This window comes from Pseudomonas petrae (genome assembly GCF_021728295.1).
Lineage (GTDB): Bacteria > Pseudomonadota > Gammaproteobacteria > Pseudomonadales > Pseudomonadaceae > Aquipseudomonas > Aquipseudomonas petrae.
In genome coordinates this window covers 395,935-416,691 of the sequence record NZ_JAKJXE010000001.1, presented here as the reverse complement: position 1 = coordinate 416,691, position 20,757 = coordinate 395,935, and the positions used below count along the sequence as shown (strand labels likewise).

At 61.5% G+C, this 20,757-nt stretch carries 14 protein-coding genes and 2 tRNA genes; 10 read left to right on the top strand and 6 right to left on the bottom strand.

Going from position 1 to position 20,757, the window contains the following annotated elements; all coding sequences use genetic code 11:
- Nucleotides 1–13 precede the first annotated feature (13 nt).
- Together L4G42_RS01715 and L4G42_RS01710 are read left to right on the top strand one after the other, a co-directional pair.
- The gene (locus L4G42_RS01715; protein WP_172611112.1) at nt 14–244 is read left to right on the top strand and encodes a DUF4160 domain-containing protein; all 231 of its coding nucleotides are present in this window, start codon (nt 14–16) and stop codon (nt 242–244) included.
- Nucleotides 241–753 carry a DUF2442 domain-containing protein gene (locus L4G42_RS01710; protein WP_237254051.1) on the top strand — a complete coding sequence of 171 codons (513 nt, stop codon included), beginning with the start codon at nt 241–243 and terminating at the stop codon, nt 751–753. The genes L4G42_RS01715 and L4G42_RS01710 overlap by 4 nt, the downstream gene beginning before the upstream one ends.
- Before the next feature lie 239 nt (nt 754–992).
- Here L4G42_RS01710 and L4G42_RS01705 read toward each other — a convergent pair whose 3' ends face one another.
- Complete coding sequence (locus tag L4G42_RS01705; RefSeq protein ID WP_237254052.1) at nt 993–2,066, bottom strand: AsmA family protein; 1,074 nt, start codon at nt 2,064–2,066, stop codon at nt 993–995.
- A gap of 126 nt (nt 2,067–2,192) precedes the next feature.
- Here L4G42_RS01705 and cysK point away from each other — a divergent pair, with 126 nt between their 5' ends.
- From cysK to L4G42_RS01685, 4 genes are all read left to right on the top strand, one after another.
- Nucleotides 2,193–3,167, top strand: coding sequence for a cysteine synthase A (cysK, locus tag L4G42_RS01700; protein ID WP_237254053.1), 975 nt, complete (start codon nt 2,193–2,195; stop codon nt 3,165–3,167).
- 158 nt (nt 3,168–3,325) lie between these two features.
- Nucleotides 3,326–4,264: an aspartyl/asparaginyl beta-hydroxylase domain-containing protein gene (locus L4G42_RS01695; protein WP_074890626.1), complete on the top strand. Its 939-nt coding sequence runs from the start codon at nt 3,326–3,328 to the stop codon at nt 4,262–4,264.
- 185 nt (nt 4,265–4,449) lie between these two features.
- Entirely contained in the window at nt 4,450–5,772 is a 1,323-nt protein-coding gene (locus L4G42_RS01690; protein WP_237254054.1) for an OprD family porin, read from the top strand.
- A gap of 397 nt (nt 5,773–6,169) precedes the next feature.
- Entirely contained in the window at nt 6,170–7,024 is an 855-nt protein-coding gene (locus tag L4G42_RS01685; RefSeq protein WP_237254055.1) for a DMT family transporter, read from the top strand.
- 689 nt (nt 7,025–7,713) lie between these two features.
- Here the strand turns inward: L4G42_RS01685 and L4G42_RS01680 are convergent.
- Nucleotides 7,714–11,187, bottom strand: coding sequence for a hybrid sensor histidine kinase/response regulator (locus tag L4G42_RS01680; RefSeq protein WP_237260466.1), 3,474 nt, complete (start codon nt 11,185–11,187; stop codon nt 7,714–7,716).
- Nucleotides 11,188–11,452: 265 nt separating this feature from the next.
- Between L4G42_RS01680 and L4G42_RS01675 the strand changes: the two genes are divergently transcribed.
- Together L4G42_RS01675 and L4G42_RS01670 are read left to right on the top strand one after the other, a co-directional pair.
- Nucleotides 11,453–12,589: a TDT family transporter gene (locus tag L4G42_RS01675; RefSeq protein WP_237254057.1), complete on the top strand. Its 1,137-nt coding sequence runs from the start codon at nt 11,453–11,455 to the stop codon at nt 12,587–12,589.
- A gap of 146 nt (nt 12,590–12,735) precedes the next feature.
- Complete coding sequence (locus tag L4G42_RS01670; RefSeq protein ID WP_237254058.1) at nt 12,736–14,607, top strand: MFS transporter; 1,872 nt, start codon at nt 12,736–12,738, stop codon at nt 14,605–14,607.
- Nucleotides 14,608–14,767: 160 nt separating this feature from the next.
- Here the strand turns inward: L4G42_RS01670 and L4G42_RS01665 are convergent, their stop codons facing one another.
- Both L4G42_RS01665 and rdgC read right to left on the bottom strand, forming a co-directional pair.
- Nucleotides 14,768–15,730, bottom strand: coding sequence for a bile acid:sodium symporter family protein (locus L4G42_RS01665; RefSeq protein ID WP_237254059.1), 963 nt, complete (start codon nt 15,728–15,730; stop codon nt 14,768–14,770).
- Nucleotides 15,731–15,888: 158 nt separating this feature from the next.
- Complete coding sequence (rdgC, locus tag L4G42_RS01660) at nt 15,889–16,809, bottom strand: recombination-associated protein RdgC (protein ID WP_108122056.1); 921 nt, start codon at nt 16,807–16,809, stop codon at nt 15,889–15,891.
- Between the two features lie 158 nt (nt 16,810–16,967).
- On the opposite strand from rdgC, the gene L4G42_RS01655 reads away from it, so the two are divergent.
- Both L4G42_RS01655 and L4G42_RS01650 read left to right on the top strand, forming a co-directional pair.
- Nucleotides 16,968–17,043 (top strand) — tRNA-Val (locus tag L4G42_RS01655).
- A 19-nt stretch (nt 17,044–17,062) separates the two neighbouring features.
- Nucleotides 17,063–17,139 (top strand) — tRNA-Asp (locus tag L4G42_RS01650).
- A gap of 641 nt (nt 17,140–17,780) precedes the next feature.
- Here L4G42_RS01650 and nirD read toward each other — a convergent pair.
- Together nirD and nirB are read right to left on the bottom strand one after the other, a co-directional pair.
- The gene (gene nirD / locus L4G42_RS01645; RefSeq protein WP_237254060.1) at nt 17,781–18,158 is read right to left on the bottom strand and encodes a nitrite reductase small subunit NirD; all 378 of its coding nucleotides are present in this window, start codon (nt 18,156–18,158) and stop codon (nt 17,781–17,783) included.
- Nucleotides 18,155–20,716, bottom strand: a complete 2,562-nt coding sequence (nirB, locus tag L4G42_RS01640) for a nitrite reductase large subunit NirB (protein WP_237254061.1) — start codon at nt 20,714–20,716, stop codon at nt 18,155–18,157. The genes nirD and nirB overlap by 4 nt, the downstream gene beginning before the upstream one ends.
- Between the last annotated feature and the right edge of the window lie 41 nt (nt 20,717–20,757).

The window sequence follows — 20,757 nt, the reverse complement described above, 5'->3', positions numbered from 1 at the left end:
TACCTTATTTTCCATGTCGACCAAATACAGATTCAGGGACAAATACAGAATTCAACTGCGGGAAAAGGATCACCTGCCGCCCCACGTGCACTTGACCGGTGGCGGGCTGGATGTGTTGATCTGCCTGCAGTTGGTTGAACCCATGCTCGGCCACGCACCGGCCGCCGTACTCAGGGAGGCGCTCGAATGGGTAAGGGCCCACCAAACAGAATTGCTGGAGGAATGGAAACGATGGCATCCATGAAACGTCCACGCCTCAAAACCGTAGAGGCGCTGGCTCATCAACAATTGGCGCTGACGTTCATCAACGACGTAAAATACGTCCTCGACCTGAGCGGCGACATCGCTGCATTTCCAGGGCTGCAACCGCTCAGGGATCCGAACGTTTTCAAGCAGGCGCAGATCGGCGATGACGGCTGGACCGTTGAGTGGGCCGAGGCCGACATCCAGATCGGCGCCGACACCCTTTACCTGGACGCGAAGGCGCAGGCCGCCACCGACGAGAACACACGGATATTCATTGGCTGGCGCGCGCGCACCGGTTTGCCGCTGGCCATGGCGGCCGAAGCACTAGGCGTCAGCACGCGCAGCATCACCCGCTACACCAACGGCAGCGAGGCCGCACCGCGCACGTTGGCGCTGGCGTGTCTGGGGTGGGATGCGTTGCAGAATCAGTCAGGCAACGGCGTGTTGCTGGCCGAGAAGCGCGCGGCCTATGGCGTCGATAAGGCGACCGGGAAAGATGACGAGTGAGCTGGCTCGCAATGGCGTTGTGTCCGCGTTGATCGATCGCTGACACAACGCTTCGCGAGCAAACTCGCTCCACAGATCCTGCATCCAACGCGCATCTTCGGTCCTGCCACGATCAACTGTAGGAGCGACCGGGGTGGCGCTCCACCTTGCCCGCGAAGGCGGCATGTCAGGCAATCGATTCCTCACAGGCAGAACGCCTTCGCGGGCAAGCGCGCTCCTACACAGTGACAGTGGCTGGCTTATTTCGCCTCGCTCTTGCCGCTGTCATAGCGCGTGTTGAACGCCTTCACGAAGGCATTACGCAGGATCTGCAAAAACGCTTCGAACGCACTGATGTCCTGCTTGTGAACACTGCCGCTGAGTTCCACGCGGGTGGCGAACTGGTTCTTCACCTGGTTCTTTAGCACCGTTTCGCTGCCGCCGACCACGGCTTCCCAGATCGAGCGGAAGAAGCCTTTGTTCTGGTTCTCGACGTCCTGCTGCCAGTCAAATACATCGACGTTACGCAGCAGGGGCTTGATGTAGCCACTGAGCTGTCCGTTGGTGGCCTGGGCTTCGATGACTACATCGCCGTCGCCCGCGTTGAAGTCGAATTTGCCGTACGCCGACGCGAAGTCGTTCAGGCGTTTGAGCTGGATACCGGTCGCGCGCAGCTTGAAGTCGAAGTCCTCCAGGCTGAACGGGTCGAACGTCGCGGTGCTTTCCAGTGGCGCGTGCCCCAACAGCATGGCCTTGCCCTCGAAGCGGGCATCGCGCTTGCCGGCTTTGTCCTCGACGTTGGTCAGGTTGTAGATGCTTGCGTTGATATTGTCGGCATCGATTTTCACTTTCGGCGTGGAGTTGAAATTACTGAAGGTGATCTTGCCGTCCTGAATGCGCAGCTCGTTCAGGGTGATCGGCAGCAGCTTGTTTAACTGAGCGCGCCAGTCAGTACCCGCACCGGTCTGGGATTGGCCCTTGTCCGGGCCACCGTCGACGAAGTTGAGTTCGGGACTGACAAACGCGACCTCGGCGACCACGGCATGGTCGTACCAAAGCGAATGCCAGCCGACGGCGAGGTCAATGACCGGCGCATCCAGCAGCGGCACCGGCACCTTGCCGTCGACCTTGACGATTTTCAGCCCGTTGATGCGGTACGCCCCGCGCCACAGGGCCAAGTCCACATCAGTGACCTGACCGCGGTAGTCGCCCATGTCGGCGAGTTTTTCATTGAGGTAATTGCGCACCACATACGGCAGCGCGATATGGACTGCGATCAGCAACACGACCAAGCCAACAATCGTCCATAACGGCCAGCTGTAACGACGTTTCATGTCTCCACCCTCCAGTGACGTAGTTTTGTTGACTGCTGGCAATGTGATCGGTTCGCTTCGACTGGACGTTGCACCGGCTCAAGGCATACGCTTTGAGCTTTTCCAAACCTGCACAAGGACCCGGTCATGAGCCGTATTTACGCAGATAACGCCCATTCCATCGGCAACACGCCACTGGTGCAGATCAACCGAATCGCGCCGCGCGGGGTCACCATCCTGGCCAAGATCGAAGGGCGTAATCCGGGGTATTCCGTCAAGTGCCGGATCGGCGCGAACATGATCTGGGACGCCGAAAGCAGCGGCAAACTCAAGCCCGGCATGACCATTGTCGAACCCACCTCCGGCAATACCGGCATCGGCCTTGCGTTCGTCGCCGCGGCCCGTGGCTACAAGCTGACCCTGACCATGCCGGCCTCGATGAGTATAGAGCGACGCAAGGTGCTCAAGGCCCTGGGCGCCGAACTGGTGCTGACCGAGCCGGCGCTGGGCATGAAAGGCTCCATCGCCAAGGCCGAGGAGCTGCTCGCCAGTGACCCCGCCACCTATTTCATGCCGGCGCAGTTCGAAAACCCGGCCAACCCGGCCATTCACGAGAAGACCACCGGCCCGGAAATCTGGAACGACACCGACGGCGCCATTGACGTGCTGGTCGCCGGCGTCGGCACCGGCGGCACGATCACCGGCGTCTCGCGCTACATCAAACACGCCATGGGCAAGCCGATTATCTCGGTGGCCGTAGAACCCATGGGCTCGCCGATCATCACCCAGGCGATGGCCGGCGAAGAGATCAAACCCAGCCCGCACAAGATTCAGGGCATTGGCGCGGGTTTCATCCCGAAGAACCTCGACCTCTCGATTGTCGACCGCGTCGAGCTGGTCAGTGATGAAGAAGCCAAGGCCATGGCCCTGCGCCTGATGCAGGAGGAGGGGATTCTTTGCGGTATCTCCTGCGGCGCGGCGATGCACGCAGCGGTGCGACTGGCCGAGAAGCCGGAAATGCAGGGCAAGACCATTGTGGTGGTACTGCCGGATTCGGGTGAGCGCTACCTGTCGAGCATGCTCTTTAGCGACCTGTTTACTGAACGCGAGCTGACGCAATAGTCGTATCCGCCGCCGCTTCGGCTTTGTACCCGGCGGACTAAAGCTTATGATGGCCGCCATTCGAAACCCGCCGGAAGATTGTCCCAGGTCATCCGGCGGCGGTTTCAGCAGCGTAAGCTTCGGGCCGCGCGGTTCGGCCCTGTTCCAAGGAGAGTTTCATGACCCTTTCTTTTGCTGTCAAAGCGGCGATTCTGCTGCTGTTTGTCGGCAGCACGCTGTACGTGCATCTGCGCGGCAAGGCGCGTTTGCCGGTATTGCGCCAGTTCGTGAATCACTCCGCACTGTTCGCCCCCTACAACGCCTTGATGTACCTGTTCTCCAGCGTGCCGTCCAAGCCGTATCTGGACCGCAGCAAGTTTCCCGAACTCGATGTGCTGCGCGACAACTGGGAAACTATCCGCGACGAAGCCATGCACCTGTTCGACGAAGGCTATATCCGTGCCGCCGCCAAGGACAACGACGCGGGTTTCGGTTCGTTCTTCAAGAAAGGCTGGAAGCGGTTCTACCTGAAGTGGTACGACAAGCCGCTGCCGTCCGCCGAGGCGTTGTGCCCCAAGACGGTGGAACTGGTCAGCCGTATTCCCAACGTCAAAGGCGCGATGTTCGCCCTGTTGCCCGGCGGCAGCCACTTGAACCCGCACCGCGACCCGTTCGCCGGCTCCTTGCGTTATCACTTGGGCTTGTCGACGCCGAACTCCGACGATTGCCGCATCTTTGTCGACGGTCAGGTGTACGCCTGGCGCGACGGTGACGACGTGATGTTCGATGAAACCTACGTGCACTGGGTCAAGAACGAAACCGACGTCACCCGCGTGATTCTGTTCTGCGACATCGAGCGGCCGCTGAGCAATCGTTTCATGATCGCCGTCAACCGCCGCGTCAGCGCGTTTCTGGGCCGTGCCACCGCACCGCAGAACACCGATGACGAACGTGTCGGCGGGATCAATCAGGCGTATGCGTTCAGCAAGCGGTTCAGCAACAGCTTCAGCGGCAAGGTCAAGCAGTTCAAACGCGCCAACCCCAAGGCCTATCGCATCTTGCGTCCGGTGCTGGCAGTGATCGTGCTGACGCTGCTGGGCTACTGGCTGTTCGGCTGAATACCCGCAGTTATCCAGGCGCCGCTGCACCTTGTGCAGCGGCGCTTTTTTGTTTCTGGCGTACGGCCAATCACGGCTAATAGCACGCCCATTCAATCTCGCGAACCACCCTGCGCCGACCATTGAGCGCTCCTGGTTGCGTCATCGCGCCTTTTTGCCAGGAACACTTTGAAGAAGGCAGATCCATGGCAAGCCTAAAATCCCTGTTGTCCCTCGCGTTACTCTCGTGCTCCAGCAACGTGATGGCGGCCACTGCCGAAGAGGAACATGGTTTTCTCGCCGATACCTCGCTGAATGTGCTGGCGCGCAACTTTTATCTGGATAACGACTACCGCACAGGGCACTCCGGGCAGAGTTACCGCCAGGAGTGGGCGCAGGGGTTCATCGCCAATCTGCAATCGGGGTTCACCCAAGGCACTGTCGGGTTCGGCGTCGATGCGCATGCGTTCTACGGCCTGAAACTCGACAGCGGAAAGGGACGGGCCGGAACCGGACTGTTGCCGCTGGGCGATGACGGGCGAGCTGCCGACGATTATTCCGATGCGGGCGGCGCGCTCAAACTGAGGATTTCAAAGACCACGCTGAAGTTTGGCGAAATGGAAGTGGAAACCCCCGTGCTCGATACCGGCGACAAGCGTCTGCAACCGGAGTACGCCACGGGCTTTTATCTCGACAGCCGCGACATCGATGGCCTGAAGCTGGTGGCCGGGCACTTTACCGCCTTCAAGAACGAAAACGCTTCGACAGCCAAAGGCGATTTCGATGGTTACGGTGCCAGCACCCGCGGTTCGTCGCTGAGTCTGGTGGGCGTCGAGACCACTGGCGATTCCCCATTCGGCGGCTCGGTGTACGCCTCACAGCTCACTGACACCTGGCGGCAGTACTACACCAACCTGCATCACTTGAGCGTGCTGTCGGACAACAGTTCGTTTTTGCTGGACGGCAATCTCTACCGCACCCTGGATCAGGGCGACGCACAGGCAGGCGCGCTGAATAACACCGCTTACAGCCTGCTGGCGAAGTACAGCGTTGGTCCTCAGGGATTCTCCCTTGGTTGGCAGAAGATCGACGGCGACACGCCGTTCGACTTTGTGGGGGGCGACTCGATCTATCTGGCCAACTCGATCAAATACGCCGACTTCAACGGCGCGCACGAGCAGTCATGGCAGGCGCGCTACGACCTTTCGTTCGCTGCCCTTGGCATTCCCGGCCTCACGTTCATGACCCGCTATGTGCGCGGCAGCGGCATTGATGGCACCCATGCGCCACGGGGCGCGGTGTATGAGCCGTTGGATGACGTCACCGGACGTTATCAGCCGATTCAGGGCAAGGACGGACGTCACTGGGAGCGCGACATCGACCTGAAATACGTCGTTCAGTCGGGACCGGCCAAAAACCTGTCGTTCGACGTGTCCCATGTTTCGCATCGGGGTAACGACGCTCAGGGGGGCGACGATATCGACCGCTTGTATATCGTGGTGCAGTATCCGCTGAACCTGCTGGACTGAATCGTCCGTTCAAATTGGCCGACGTCCAAAACGCTGTTGCGCGAGACCTCGTCGGCTGTTTATAGTCGACCTCTGTGTTGCAACATGATGCAGCACTGAGTCATTCCTCCTTGAGAAGACGAGCACGATGCCTGCATCCAGCCTACATTTCGCGTTCCGTGCCACAGCCTGTGCTGTCGCTGAACCGCGCGGTTGCATGCAAATCGCCTTCATCACGCGTTACCCGCCACCCCCACCTGTGAACAGCCCTGTCGTGTGCGCCGTCGCACCGCCAGGTGTCGTTGTGCTCGGCTGATCGACTGCCTCAACGCTGTCGGTCCAGGCCTGCAAACGCCCGCAAAACATCCGTGAATCCGGTGAATGCCGGGTCCGATTTTGTCTGAATCACAGGTGACTCATGTTCGCTAATAAAGCCTTGGCCTCGATGGCCACGACGACGCTTTTCGTCCTGCTCTGGAGCAGCGGCGCGATTGTTTCCAAGTGGGGCCTGACCCACGCGTCGCCGTTTGCGTTTCTGCTGTTCCGTTTTCTGCTGGCGCTTGCAGCGCTGGCAATCCTGATTCCGGCCCTGGGTTACAAGCTACCCACCACGCGGGCATCGATGGGCTTTGCGTTGATGACGGGGGCGGTGCTGCTGGGGGCGTATCAGATCTGCTACCTGCTGGCGCTGGACCTGAAAGTCGCGCCCGGCGTCATGGCCACGATCATGGGCGTGCAACCGATTTTGACGGCCGTGCTGGTCGAACGCAGCCGCTCGGCGTCGCGCATGTTCGGCCTGAGTCTGGGGCTGGCGGGTCTGGTGCTGGTGGTCTGGCAAGGCATCGGCGACGGCGGATCGCTCGCCGGCATGGCGTTCGGCGTGCTCGGCATGTTGGGCATGACCGGTGGCTCGATCATGCAGAAGCGTATCACCGACAACCCCCTCGGCACGTTGCCGGTGCAATACCTTGCGGGGACGGTGGTGTGTGCGGTGTTCGTGCCCTTTCAGCCCTTTCATTTCGAGCACAGCGTCGGCTTCTACGTGCCGGTGCTGTACATGGGGCTGGTGGTGTCGGTGCTGGCGACGTTTCTGCTCTATCGCCTGATCGCCCAAGGCAATCTGGTCAACGTCACCAGCCTGTTTTACCTGGTGCCCGGCGTCACCGCGATCATGGACTACCTGATCTACGGCAACCGCCTCGCGCTGTTGAGTTTGCTGGGGATGGTGCTGATTGTGGTGGGGTTGGTGTTTGTGTTCAGGAAGGTTGAGTAAAACCGTCCACCCCTGCGGCGAATGCTTGGGACGCTGCGGATGAAACGGTAAGAGCGTGGCTTGTCCCGCGATCTGGCGCGCAGCGGCAGCAGACCGGTGCATGGGGTGTGTCAGGCATTACCGGGGCGTCGGGTTTCACGACTGCTGCGCAGCCGATCGCGGGACAAGCCACGCTCCTACTCGGATCGTTGTTTGGCGCGGAATCTACGCATGGTCAGGCCTGGTTCGTCGTCTATTGCGAAGCTGTTGGAACGCTGCGGAAACTGTAGGAGCGCGCTTGTCCCGCGATCTGGCGCGCAGCGGCAGCAGACCGGTGCATGGGGTGTGTCAGGCATTACCGAGGCGTCGGGTTTGACGGACTGCTGCGCAGCCGATCGCGGGACAAGCCACGCTCCTACACTGATCGTAGCTAGGCGCGGAATCTGCGCATGGTCAGGCCTGGTTCGTCGTCTATTGCGAAGCTCTTGGAACGCTGCGGAAACTGTAGGAGCGCGCTTGCCCGCGATCTGGCGCGAAGCGGCAGCAAACCGGTGCACGCGGTGTGTCAGGCGTAACCGGGGCGTCGGGTTTCACGACTGCTGCGCAGCCGATCGCGGGACAAGCCACGCTCCTGCTCGGATCGTTGTTTGGCGCGGAATCTGCGCACGGCGATACATAGTTCGGCGCATCACTGCGGGCTCAGCCTCGCCTCAACCCAACCGTACATGCCGACTCAACAACGCGCGCAGCGCTGCGGGCTTCACCGGTTTGGCCAGGTATTCGAGGCCGGCGGCGTGTACTTGGGCGATCAGCTCCGGGCGGCCGTCGGCGCTGATGACCACACCGGGAACGGGCTCACCCAGTTGCGTACGCAGCCAGGCCATCAGTTCGGTGCCGATTTCGCCGTGGTCCAGGTGGTAATCCACCAAGGCCAGGTGCGGGCGAATGCCGTCGTTGAGCAGGGCCTGGCATTCCTCGCGATTGCGCGCAGTCCAGACCTGACACCCCCAGCGGCTCAGCAGGCTGTTCATGCCGATCAGGATGCTGTCTTCGTTGTCGACGCACAGAATCTGCGTGCCGTTCAGCGCGGCCCGCACAGGTTCGGTCGGCGCAGCGGCCGGCGTCGGCAAGGCGGGCGCCAGCGGTACCGTGACGCTGAACACGCTGCCCTGACCCGGCCATGAACGCACTTCCAGCGAATGACCGAGCACGCGACAAAGACCATCGGCGATCGCCAGCCCCAATCCCAAGCCCTTCTCGGCGCGGGTCTGATGGCTGTCCAGCCGCTTGAACTCCTCGAAAATCACCTGCCGCTTGTCCTCCGGAATGCCCGGCCCACGGTCCCAGACCTCCAGGCTCAGTTGCCCATTCCTGCGCCGCACGCCCAGCAGAATCGGCCCCTTGGCGTAACGAAACGCATTGGTCAGGAAATTCTGAAGTACCCGCCGCAGCAGCTTGGCATCGCTGGCCACGCGCAAATTGTTCCCGCGCACGCGGAAATCCAGACCCTGTTCCTGAGCGAGGGCCTTGAATTCGGCACCCAGGGTTTCAAACAGGTTGTTCAGCGCGAACGGCGTGATGGTCGGCGTGAACTTGCCGTTCTCCAGACGCGAAATATCCAGCAGGTCGCTGATCAGGTCTTCGGCCGAACGCAGCGAGCTGTCCAGATGCTGGATCAGCTGTTTCGCTTCCGCCGGCACGTTGTCGTCATTGTGCTGCAAGGCGGCGGAGAACAAACGCGCGGCGTTCATGGGCTGCATCAGGTCATGGCTGACAGCGGCGAGAAAACGCGTTTTCGACTGATTGGCGGCTTCCGCATGGGCCTTGGCTTCACTCAGCGCCGTGTTCAACTGCGACAGCTCCCGCGTCCGTTCAGCCACGCGCTGCTCAAGGCTTTCGTTGGCGCCTTTGAGCGCATGCTCGGCCTCGCGGAACGCGGTGATGTCAGTGAAGCTCATGACGAAGCCGCCGCCCGGCATCGGGTTGCCGATCAGTTCGATCACCTGGCCATTGGGAAACAATCGCTCGGACGTATGCGCGCGGCCCTGGCGCATCCAGTGCAGCCGCCGGGCGACGTGCACCTCGGCCTCGCCGGGCCCGAGTAAACCGCGCTCGGCGTTGTAGCGGATGATGTCGGCGATGGGCCGTCCCACGCTGATCAGGCCTTCCGGGTAACTGAACAGCTCCAGATAGCGCGCATTCCAGGCCACCAGCCGCAGGGATTGATCCACCACGCTGATGCCCTGGGTGATGTTTTCGATGGCGCCCTGCAGCAGCGCGCGATTGAACTGCAGCACCTCGGAGGCTTCGTCGGCGATGCGCACCACATCTTCGAGCTGCATGTCGCGGCCTTCGATCGCCGCCTTGACCACCGCCCGCGTCGACGACGTGCCCAGCACCCCCGCCAGCAAGCGTTCGGTGTGGGCGATCCAATCGCCGTTGGCGTTCTGGTTGGGGTTGAAACCTTTGCCCTGGCGGTAGGCGAAGCGGATGAAGCTCTGTTGCGCTCGCTCTTCGCCGACGAAGCGCGCCGAGAGCTTGAGCAAATCCTCGATCTGCACCGCCAGCAGCGAGCGATTGTTGGGCCGCGCCTGCAACTCCTGACCGATGAAACGACCCGCCTGCCAGTGTTCGGACACGCGCGTTCGCGACAACAGCGAGACCCACACAAACAACGCCAGGTTGCCGAGCATCGACAGGACCACGCCCTGGGTCAGCGGGCTGATCGGCAGATTGAACGGGTTGCTGTGCAGCCACGCCAGCAGCGGAAAACTGCTCAGCGACCACCCCATGCTGTGCGCGATGATCGGCAGCACCAGCATGTAAAACCAGATGAACACCCCGGCAGCGAGCCCGGCGAACACACCGCGCCGATTGGCCGGTTTCCAGTACAGCGCGCCGATCATCGCCGGCATCAACTGAGCGATGGCGGCGAAGGCGATCTGGCCGATGGTTGCCAGGTTCGCAGTCGACCCCAGCAGCCGATAGCTGACGTAGGCGAGCAACAGGATGACCACGATGCTGACCCGGCGCACCGAGAGCATCCAGTGGCGGAAGACTTCAAACGGCCGCTCGGCAGTTTTGCGCCGCAGCAGCCACGGCAGCAACATGTCGTTGGAGACCATGGTCGACAGCGCGACGCTGGCAACGATCACCATCCCCGTGGCGGCCGAAGCACCGCCGATGAACGCCAACATCGCCAGCGCCGGGTGCGCGTGGGCCAATGGCACGCTGATCACGAACGAGTCCGGCAGCACAGAGGCGGGCAGCAGCATCTGCCCGGCCAACGCAATCGGCACCACGAACACGGCTGCGAGCAACAGGTACGCCGGGAACACCCATTTCGCCAGGCGCAAATCCTGGGGCTCGATGTTTTCCACCACCGTGACGTGAAACTGCCGGGGCAGGCAGATGATTGCCATCATGGCGACGCCGGTCTGCACCACCATCGACGGCCAGTTGACTGTCTCTTTCCAGTATTCCTCCAGGCGCGGCGCGAGCATGGCCTGGTTGAACAGGTCATCCACGCCGTCGTACAGGCCGAAGGTCACGAACGCGCCGACGGCCATGAAGGCGAACAGCTTGACCAGCGACTCGAAGGCGATTGCCAGCACCATGCCCCGGTGGTGCTCGGTGGCGTCGAGGTTACGGGTGCCGAAGACGATGGTGAACAGCGCCAGCACCAGCGACACGATCAGCGCGGTGTCCTGGGCGCGCGTCCCGGTGGCGTCGGCGCCGGCACCGATCAGAATGTTCACCCCCAGCACGATGCCTTTGAGTTGCAGCGCGATGTAGGGCAGCACGCCGATCAGGCAGATCAGCGCGACGACGACGGCGAGGGTCTGCGACTTGCCGTAGCGGGCGGCGATGAAGTCGGCGATTGAAGTGATGTTTTCCTGCTTGCTGATCAGCACCATTTTCTGCAGCACCCACGGCGCCAGCAGCATCAGCAGAATAGGCCCCAAGTAGATCGGCAGGAACGACCACAGTTGTTCGGCGGCCTGGCCGACCGAGCCGAAAAACGTCCAGCTGGTGCAGTAAACCGCCAGCGACAGGCTGTAGACCCACGCGCGCAGGCGAGGCGGCAGCGGGGTGCTCCGACGGTCACCGTAGAAGGCGATGGCGAACATGATGGCCATATAGGCGAGGGCGACGGCAGCGATCAGCCCGCTGGACAGCGACATGGGAACTCCGGAGGCAAGCGGCTAGCGGTTTCAATGGCGATCCCTCGCCGGCCGGACAGTCTCGCACGCCGAGTGGGGTTCGTCTGTTACGACCAAGGTCTGAGCGGCGCGGTGTCGCAGGAGCGCAGATATCCGCCAGCAAGCCGGCTCCTGCAAGTCGGTTCATATCGGGGAAATCTATGAGGTATAGCGAAATTACCCGCTTAGTCGATATCAGTTCCCGCTCTAGTATGGGAAGCACCTCACACGAGGACAGGAGCCCGCCATGACCCACGCCCTTTTCATCCCGCGAAGACCCTTCAGCCAACTGAGCCATCCCCGGGAAGTCATCCGCCAATTCACCCCCAACTGGTTCGCCGCGACCATGGGCACCGGCATTTTTTCAGCGGTACTGACCCAACTTCCAGTCACCATCCCCGGCCTGTTCCAGTTGGCCGAAGCCTTGTGGATGCTCAACATTGTGTTGTTCCTGACCTTCAGTGCGCTCTATATCGCCAGCTGGGTGATGTTTTTCGACGAGGCGCGGCGGGTGTTCGGGCATTCCACGGTGTCGATGTTTTTCGGCACGATTCCCATGGGCCTGGCGACGCTCATCAATGGGTTGCTTACCTTCGGCCTGCCGCGTTGGGGCAATGCCGTGCTGCCGGTTGCCGAACTGTTGTGGTGGCTGGACGTGGCGATGTCGCTGGTCTGCGGCGTGGCCATCCCGTTTTTGATGTTCACCCGCCAGGAGCACCGCATCGATCAGATGACAGCCGTCCGGCTTCTGCCGCTGGTGGCCTGTGAAGTGGCTGCGGTCAGCGGCGGGCTGTTGGCGCCGCACCTGTCCGATTCTCACAGTCAGTTCAGCGTGCTCATCACCAGTTATGTGCTGTGGGCGATGTCGGTGCCGGTGGCGTTCAGCGTGCTGACGATCCTTTTGCTGCGCATGGCGTTGCACAAATTGCCCCACGAAAGCATGGCCGCGTCGAGCTGGCTGGCCCTTGGGCCGATCAGTACCGGCGCGTTCGGCCTGATCGTGCTGGGCGCCGATTCGCCGCTGATCTTCAGCGGAAACGGTCTGCCCGGCGTCGGCGACATTGCTTCGGGCCTGGGCCTGATCGGCGGTGTGATTTTATGGGGCGTCGGCCTGTGGTGGTGCCTGATGGCGGTACTGATTACCGCGCGTTATCTGCGCAACGGCATCCCGTTCAATCTGGGCTGGTGGGGTTTTACCTTTCCGCTGGGCGTGTTCGCGCTGACCACCCTGAAGCTGGGCGCTGTGCTTCATCTCGGGTTCTTTTCGGTCCTGGGCAGCGTGCTGGTCGCTGCGTTGACGGCCCTGTGGCTGATGATCATGAAGCGCACCGTGACCGGGGCCTATAAAGGCGAGCTGTTCGTTTCGCCGTGCATCGCTGGCTAACGCTGGATAGCGCGCACGCTCAAACGGGGTATGCGTTGGAGCGCGTGCTCGACTTTGCCGTCGGTGTCGTCTTCAATGTGGCCCGGAACCGCCGTTCGGCGTTCCCATCCGAAAGCCGACATCGGCGCCACTCAGGACCAGGGAAGATGAGCCAGTCGCAGTTCAGTTTGTTGGGTAAGCGGCGCTTTCTGCCGTTTTTCGTGACCCAGTCCCTCGGGGCGTTCAACGACAATATCTTCAAGCAGTCGCTGATCCTCGCCATTCTTTACAAGCTGAGCATCGACGGCGACCGGTCCATCTACGTCAACCTCTGCGCCTTGCTGTTCATCCTGCCGTTCTTTCTGTTCTCGGCGCTGGCCGGGCAGTTCGGCGAGAAATACCCCAAGGACAAGCTGATCCGCATGATCAAGGTCCTGGAGATTGTGATCATGGTCGTGGGGGCCGCGGGCTTTCTCTTCAATCACCTGTCGCTGATGCTGGCCGCACTGTTCGCCATGGGCACCCACTCGGCGCTGTTCGGGCCGGTGAAGTACTCGATCCTGCCCCAGCACCTGCATGAGAACGAACTCGTCGGCGGCAACGGCCTGGTGGAAATGGGCACCTTTCTGGCGATCCTGGCCGGCACCATCGGCGCGGGGGTGATGATGTCGGCGACCCATTACGCGCCCATCGTGGCGGCAGCGATGGTCTCGGTAGCCTGTCTGGGTTATCTGGCCAGCCGGGGCATTCCGCCAGCAGCGGCCGCTTCGCCGGAAATGCGCTTGAACTGGAACATCTTCAGCGAATCCTGGGCCACCCTTAAACTCGGCCTGGGGCAGACCAAAGCGGTGTCGCGTTCTATCGTGGGCAACTCGTGGTTCTGGTTCGTCGGAGCGATTTATCTGACCCAGATCCCGGCCTATGCCAAGGACTTTCTGTACGGCGATGAAACGGTCGTCACCCTGATTCTGACCGTGTTCTCCATCGGCATCGCCGCCGGTTCCATGCTCTGCGAACGACTGTCCGGGCGCAAAGTGGAAATCGGCCTGGTGCCGTTCGGCTCCATGGGCCTGACCGTGTTCGGCCTGCTGCTATGGTGGCATTCCGGCGATTTCCCGCAGAACGTACAGGCCAACAACTGGCTGGCGATTCTGGGTTACGGGCAGGCGTGGTGGGTGTTGCTGGACATCCTCGGCATCGGCGTCTTCGGCGGGTTTTACATCGTGCCGCTGTACGCGCTGATCCAGTCGCGGACGCCGGAGAAGGAACGCTCGCGGGTCATTGCGTCCAACAACATCCTTAACGCGCTGTTCATGGTGGTCTCGGCGATCGTTTCGATCGTGCTGTTGAGCGTGGTGAAGCTGTCGATCCCGCAGCTGTTCCTGGTCGTGTCGCTGATGAACATCGCGGTCAACACCTACATCTTCAAAATCGTGCCCGAGTTCACCATGCGCTTCATGATCTGGCTGCTCAGCCATTCCATGTACCGCGTGGAGCATCGCGACCTCGACCTGATCCCTGATGAGGGCGCGGCGTTGCTGGTCTGCAACCATGTCTCGTTCGTCGATGCGCTGTTGATTGCCGGGTCTGTGCGCCGACCGATCCGCTTCGTCATGTACTACAAGATCTTCAACCTGCCGGTGCTGAATTTTATCTTCCGCACGGCGGGCGCGATCCCGATTGCCGGAATCAAGGAGGACAAGGCGGTGTTCGACAAGGCGTTCGAGCGCATCGCCCATTACCTCAAGGAAGGCGAGCTGGTGTGCATCTTTCCGGAAGGAAAGCTGACCACCGACGGCGAGATCGACACCTTCAAAAGCGGCATGACCCGGGTCTTGCAGGAGACCGACGTGCCGGTGATTCCGCTGGCGCTGCAGGGTTTGTGGGGCAGCTTCTTCAGCCGCGACCCGAACAAGGGCGTGTTCCGCAGGCTGTGGTCGCGAGTGACCCTGGTGGCCGGGCCGGCGTTGACCGGAGAGGAATCGCAACCGGCGCTCGTGCGCCAGCAGGTGGCGCAATTGCGGGGGGCGGTGCGTTAGCAGGCGCCGTAGCCTTCGCGTGATGCGAAGGCTGACGCTTTAACTTGCGCAAAATGTGCTGGCTGGCCATGAACTGTAGGAGCCGCCGGGTTCTGTGTTGGCCGTCGGGCCGGTGTACAACCGGCACCGGTGTTCGACGCAGAATCGGGGACTGGTCCGGTTAACCGGCAATCGGCTTTTTTTCGGTCACCACCGCATCCGGCGCCATCTTCCTGAAGTACGTCGAAAGCAGCGCACCGGAAATGTTGTGCCAGACGCTGAACAGCGCGCTTGGCACCGCCGCCAGTGGCGAAAAGTGCGCGGCGGCCAGGGCGGCGCCGAGGCCCGAGTTCTGCATGCCGACTTCCAGGGACAGCGACTTGCGCTGGGCCAGCGGCAGTTTGAACAGCTTGCCAGTGAAGTAACCCAGCAGAAAACCGAAGCTGTTGTGCAGGATCACCACGGCCATGATCAACAAGCCCGATTCGGCGATCTTCGCCTGACTCGCTGCCACCACCGCGCAAACAATCATCACGATGCTCACCACCGACACCAGCGGCAGCACGTCGACGGCAAAACTCACCTTGGCGCCCAGCAGGCGTTGAGCAATGACGCCGAGCACGATCGGCAGCATCACCAGTTGCAGGATCGACCAGAACATTTCCATGAAGGACACCGGCAGCCACGCCGACGCCAGCAGCCAGATCAGCGCCGGGGTCAGCAGCGGGGCGAGGAGGGTGGTGACGGCGGCGATGGCTACCGACAGCGCCAGATCGCCTTTCGCCAGCCAGGTCATGACGTTGGACGACGTGCCGCTCGGGCAGCAGCCGACCAGAATCACGCCCACGGCGATTTCCGGCGGCAGGTGAAACAGCTGGCAGAGCAGCCAGGCCACGCCGGGCATGATCACGAAATGCGCGACCACGCCCAGAGCCACACGCCAGGGATGGCGCACGACTTCAGAAAAATCATCGAGTTTGAGGGTCAGGCCCATGCCGAACATCACCAGCCCCAGCAACGGCACGATGAAAGGCTTGAGGCCGATGAACCAGGACGGGAACAGGAACGCCAGCACGGCGAACAGCAGCACCCAGTACGCGAAGGTATTACCGACAAAACGACTCAACGCAGCCAGGGCACGCATGGCCTGCTCCTTTCTTATTGGTATGAAGTGGACACGAAACCTGTAGGAGCGCGCTTGCCCGCGAATGGGATCTATCAGACTCATTAATGGCGACTGACACAATGCATTCGTCCGGATGCGGCCCAGACCAAGCGCGCTCCTACACGGTGGGATGTGAATCAGATCCCCTGGGGAATCTCTTCGCCGCCCAGTGCTTCCATCAGTTGCGGCAGAAACTCGCCGAACGTCAGCATCATCAGGGTGAAGCTGGCGTCCTGCTGACCCAGCGCATCGTCGCCGCCGTTCTGCTCGGCTTCATCCTGCAGCAGGTCTTCGAACTTCAGGCGTTTGATACCGAGCTTGTCGTCCAGCACGAACGACAGCTTGTCCTGCCACGCCAGCGACAGCTGAGTGACGACTTTGCCGGTGCTCAAGTGCAGCTGGATTTCGTCGCTGGTCAGGTCCTGACGTTTGCACTTCACAATGCCGCCGTCTTCGTGGGTGTCGCGCAGTTCGCACTCGTCCAGCACGAAGAAGTGCTCGGCGGTCTGGCTGGTCTTGACCCATTCGGTCATGACCGCGGTTGGCGCGGTTTTCACCGTCACCGGGCGCACTGGCAACGAGCCGACCACTTCACGCAGGGTCGACAGCAGGTCTTCGGCGCGCTTCGGGCTGGAAGCGTTGACCAGAATCACGCCTTGCTTGGGGGCGATGGCGGCGAAAGTGGCCGAGCGACGGATAAAGGCGCGAGGCAGGAAGGCCTGGATGATTTCATCCTTGAGCTGATCGCGTTCCTTCTTGTAGACCTTGCGCATCTGCTCGGTCTCGATCTCTTCGACTTTCTCTTTCAATGCATCGTTGACCACGCTGCCGGGCAGGATGCGTTCTTCCTTGCGCGCCGAGATCAGCATGAAATCACCGCTGACGTGCACCAGTGGCGCGTCTTCGCCCTTGCCGAACGGGGCGATGAAACCGTAAGTGGTCAACTCCTGGCTGGCACAGGCACGTGCAGGCTTGGTCGCCAACGCGGTTTCCAGCGCCTCGGCGTCAAATGGCAGGTCCTGGGTCAGGCGATAGACAAGCAGGTTTTTGAACCACATGGGGTACATCTCTCCTCTATACAAAGGGGGGCATTATTCGCTGCTGCGCCCCTGCGGCCAACCCTGATGTAAGCCTTTGGAAGGATTATAAAATTATTTTAAAAAGTGCTTGCCAGCTTTTTGATCGCTCCGTAGAATGCGCGCGACACCGAAGCGAAGGGTGATTAGCTCAGCTGGGAGAGCGTCTGCCTTACAAGCAGAATGTCGGCGGTTCGATCCCGTCATCACCCACCATTCGTTTCAAGTGTTACGCGCAGCGGTAGTTCAGTCGGTTAGAATACCGGCCTGTCACGCCGGGGGTCGCGGGTTCGAGTCCCGTCCGCTGCGCCATATTGAGTTACGAGGCCCTTGAACTCCTCGTAACGACAAAGAGAGCGACCTTAGGGTCGCTTTTTTTGTGCCTGGGATTTGGTGGCTGCGGCTGATCTGACCAGACGGTACCCACATCGGCCTCTTCCCGGCTAAAGCCGGTCCTACGAAAAGCATCGCGTTCATTCAGTGGGAACGATCAACAAACGATCAATAACCCGCAAGCTGATGGTGCTCACACCGGCCTCTTCCCTGCTAAAGCCGGTCCCACTAAAAGCAGCGCGTGCATCCAGCAGGATCGGCGGTGACCCCGACTGTGGGACCGGCTTTAGCCGGGAAGCTTTTGATCTGCTTTTGATCTGCTCCTGCTCTTCGTACGCAAAAAGTCCAGACACCGCCAATCGCGACTTGGGTGCAGGCTGAAGGCAGGTCTCGCGCAGTGGGCCGAGCGGCATGGATGCCGCGAGAGCGCCGTCAGGACATGGATGTTCGTTCGGCGCGGGCCCACGGAGCGAGGCCGGAGTGAAGGAACCCTGACGAAGGAAGGGCCCAACCGAGAGCAAGCACCCTTGGTTACTTGGGGTGCTTTTCCCAAGTAACTCGCCGAAGGCGAAACCAGAGGCCGTTAGGCCGACGCCCTTGAATCTGAAAGCCTGAACGACTTACCCCACATCAATCTCCACCACATCCCCCACCAGCCGAACCGGCCAGGTCCGCAGCCGCAGTGCCGCGTCCTCCAGACACATGCCATCCACCAGTCGGTAATGCTGCTTATACAAAGGCGAAGCGATCACAAGGTCCCCGCCCAAACTGCCAATCAACCCCCGCCCAATCACATTCACCCCCGTGACCGGATCGCGATTGTCCACCGCAAACAACTGCGGCGCGCCACCAATGGATGCCACATAAAACAGCGCCACCTGCGCAGTGCCCACCAGCGCAACCACGCCGGAATTCAGCACCAGATCCTCACGCGCACAGACCGCGCGCCACACCTGAGTCTTCGGCATCTCCCTCACTGCAGCATTGGCCAGGCTCATCGTGCAACCTCCACAGCAGCAATCAGATTCAACTCTTCAGCGCGAGCGGGACGACGCTGGCTGCGCTCCTTGACGAAATGAATGTCCGGGTCAGCACCCTTGTCGTTGACGAACGTGCGGAAACGCTTGAGTTTCTCCGGGCTGTTCAGCGCGTTCGCCCACTCGCATTCATAACGGTCGACCACCAACTGCATCTGCGCCTCCAGTTCGGCAGCGAGCCCCAGGCTGTCGTCGATCACCACGGCTTTCAGAAAATCCAGCCCGCCTTCAAGGGACTCGCGCCAGACCGACGTCCGCTGCAACTTGTCAGCGGTGCGGATGTAAAACATCAGCACGCGGTCGATGTAGCGAATCAGCGTCTCATCGTCCAGATCGGTGGCGAACAGCTCGGCGTGGCGCGGGCGCATGCCGCCGTTGCCGCATACGTACAGATTCCAGCCATTCTCCGTGGCGATCACGCCGATGTCCTTGCTTTGGGCTTCAGCGCATTCACGGGTGCAGCCGGACACCGCGAACTTCAGCTTGTGCGGCGAGCGCAGGCCCTTGTAGCGGTCCTCGATGTTGAGCGCCATTTGCACACTGTCCTGCACTCCGTAACGGCACCAGGTGCTGCCGACGCAGGACTTCACCGTCCGCGTCGATTTGCCGTAGGCATGACCCGTCTCGAACCCGGCGGCGATCAGCTCGGCCCAGATGTCCGGCAGCTCATGCAACTGCGCGCCGAACAGGTCGATGCGCTGGCCGCCGGTGATCTTGGTGTACAGGTCGTATTTTTTCGCGACCGCGCCGATGGCGATCAAGCCGTCCGCAGTGATTTCGCCCGCCGGGATGCGCGGCACCACCGAATACGTGCCGTTCTTCTGCATGTTGGCCATGAACGTGTCGTTGGTGTCCTGCAGCGGCACCAGCGAAGGATCCATGATCGGCCGGTTCCAGCATGAGGCGAGGATCGAGCCGACGGTGGGCTTGCAGATGTCGCAACCCACATGGCCTTCGCCGTGGCGGGCAAGCATCTCGTCGAAGCTTTCGATGTTTTCCACGCGGGCGAAGGCGTACAGCGCCTGACGCGTGAAGGGAAAGTGATCGCACAGGCTTTTATCGACGGCAACGCCGCGGGCGATCAGCTCGTGCTCGAACACGCTTTTCAGCAGCGTCGCACAACCGCCGCACCCGGTGGCTGCCTTGGTGCAGGCCTTGAGCCCGGCGAGATCGGTGCAACCGCCGTCGATGGCCGAGCAGATCGAGGCCTTGCTGACGTTGTGGCACGAGCAAATGGTTGCCGTGGCGGGCAGGGCATCGGCGCCAAGCGTTGGCGCGCCATCGCTGTGGGGCAGGATCAGGCTCGACGGATCGGCGGGCAGCTTGATGCCGTTCTGCACGTATTGCAGCAAGGTGTCGTAATAGCTGTTGTCGCCCACCAGCACGGCGCCGAGCACCTGTTTGCCATCGGCGGACACCACCAGGCGGCGATAACTGCCGGTGGCCTCGTCGATAAACCGGTAGCTGCGCGCGCCCGTCAACGCGCCATGGGCATCGCCGATGGAGCCGACGTCGACGCCGAGCAATTTGAGTTTGGTCGACATGTCCGCGCCGAAGAATGGCTCGGCGGCCAGGTCGCACAACTGCGCCGCGACGTTGCGCGCCATCTGATACCCCGGCGCGACGAGGCCGAAAACGCTGCCGTTCCAGGCGGCGCACTCGCCGATGGCGAAAATGTCAGCGTCGCTGGTGCGGCAATGTTCGTCGATGGCGATGCCGCCGCGCGGGCCCAGCGCCAGTTCACACTGACGAGCGAGGGCGTCCTGGGGACGTATGCCGGCGGAGAAAACGATCAGGTCGGTTTCGAGGAATTCATCGCCGGCGAAATTCATTCGGTAGCGGTATTCCTCACCCGCGCTGATGGATTGCGTCGCGCGAGACAGATGCACGCCCACGCCCAGTGCTTCGATGCGTGCTTTCAGGGCGGCGCCGCCGTGGTCATCCAGCTGCACCGGCATCAAGCGTGGCGCGAATTCTACCACGTGGGCTTCCAGGCCCAGCGACTTCAGCGCGTTGGCCGCTTCCAGTCCCAAGAGCCCGCCGCCGACCACCACGCCGCGTTTTGCCTGGCTGGCGGCGGCGCGGATGGTGTCGAGGTCGTCCAGCGTGCGATAGACCAGCTGCGAGTTGCCTTCGGCGCCTTCGATGGGTGGCACGAAAGGGTACGAACCCGTCGCCAGCACCAGCTTGTCGTAACCGAAGCAGCCCTTGGCGGTGACCACTTCGCGCCGCGCCCGGTCGATTTCCAGCACCGGCACGCCCAAGTGCAGCGCAAGCCCGGCCTGCTCATATAAAGAAGCAGCGCTCATTGCCAATGACTCGGCGTCGCGACCGCCAAAGTATTCGGACAAGTGCACGCGATCGTAGGCGCGCTGGCCTTCCTCACCGAACACATGAATGCGATAGCGCTCAAGGGCACCGGCGGCGATCAACTGCTCGACGCAGTGGTGACCGACCATGCCGTTGCCGATCACGATCAAGGTTTGGACGTCGTTGAGTGGGGCGACTGTGGTGGTCATATCGAGTCCCGGCCAAGGCCAATCAGGTTTTTCGAAAGCAA

Coding starts and splice junctions, on each gene's coding strand:
- L4G42_RS01715 (WP_172611112.1), top strand. CDS start 14: ATGTCGACCAAATACAGATTCAGGGACAAATACAGAATTCAACTGCGG.
- L4G42_RS01710 (WP_237254051.1), top strand. CDS start 241: ATGAAACGTCCACGCCTCAAAACCGTAGAGGCGCTGGCTCATCAACAA.
- L4G42_RS01705 (WP_237254052.1), bottom strand. CDS start 2,066: ATGAAACGTCGTTACAGCTGGCCGTTATGGACGATTGTTGGCTTGGTC.
- cysK (WP_237254053.1), top strand. CDS start 2,193: ATGAGCCGTATTTACGCAGATAACGCCCATTCCATCGGCAACACGCCA.
- L4G42_RS01695 (WP_074890626.1), top strand. CDS start 3,326: ATGACCCTTTCTTTTGCTGTCAAAGCGGCGATTCTGCTGCTGTTTGTC.
- L4G42_RS01690 (WP_237254054.1), top strand. CDS start 4,450: ATGGCAAGCCTAAAATCCCTGTTGTCCCTCGCGTTACTCTCGTGCTCC.
- L4G42_RS01685 (WP_237254055.1), top strand. CDS start 6,170: ATGTTCGCTAATAAAGCCTTGGCCTCGATGGCCACGACGACGCTTTTC.
- L4G42_RS01680 (WP_237260466.1), bottom strand. CDS start 11,187: ATGTCGCTGTCCAGCGGGCTGATCGCTGCCGTCGCCCTCGCCTATATG.
- L4G42_RS01675 (WP_237254057.1), top strand. CDS start 11,453: ATGACCCACGCCCTTTTCATCCCGCGAAGACCCTTCAGCCAACTGAGC.
- L4G42_RS01670 (WP_237254058.1), top strand. CDS start 12,736: ATGAGCCAGTCGCAGTTCAGTTTGTTGGGTAAGCGGCGCTTTCTGCCG.
- L4G42_RS01665 (WP_237254059.1), bottom strand. CDS start 15,730: ATGCGTGCCCTGGCTGCGTTGAGTCGTTTTGTCGGTAATACCTTCGCG.
- rdgC (WP_108122056.1), bottom strand. CDS start 16,809: ATGTGGTTCAAAAACCTGCTTGTCTATCGCCTGACCCAGGACCTGCCA.
- nirD (WP_237254060.1), bottom strand. CDS start 18,158: ATGAGCCTGGCCAATGCTGCAGTGAGGGAGATGCCGAAGACTCAGGTG.
- nirB (WP_237254061.1), bottom strand. CDS start 20,716: ATGACCACCACAGTCGCCCCACTCAACGACGTCCAAACCTTGATCGTG.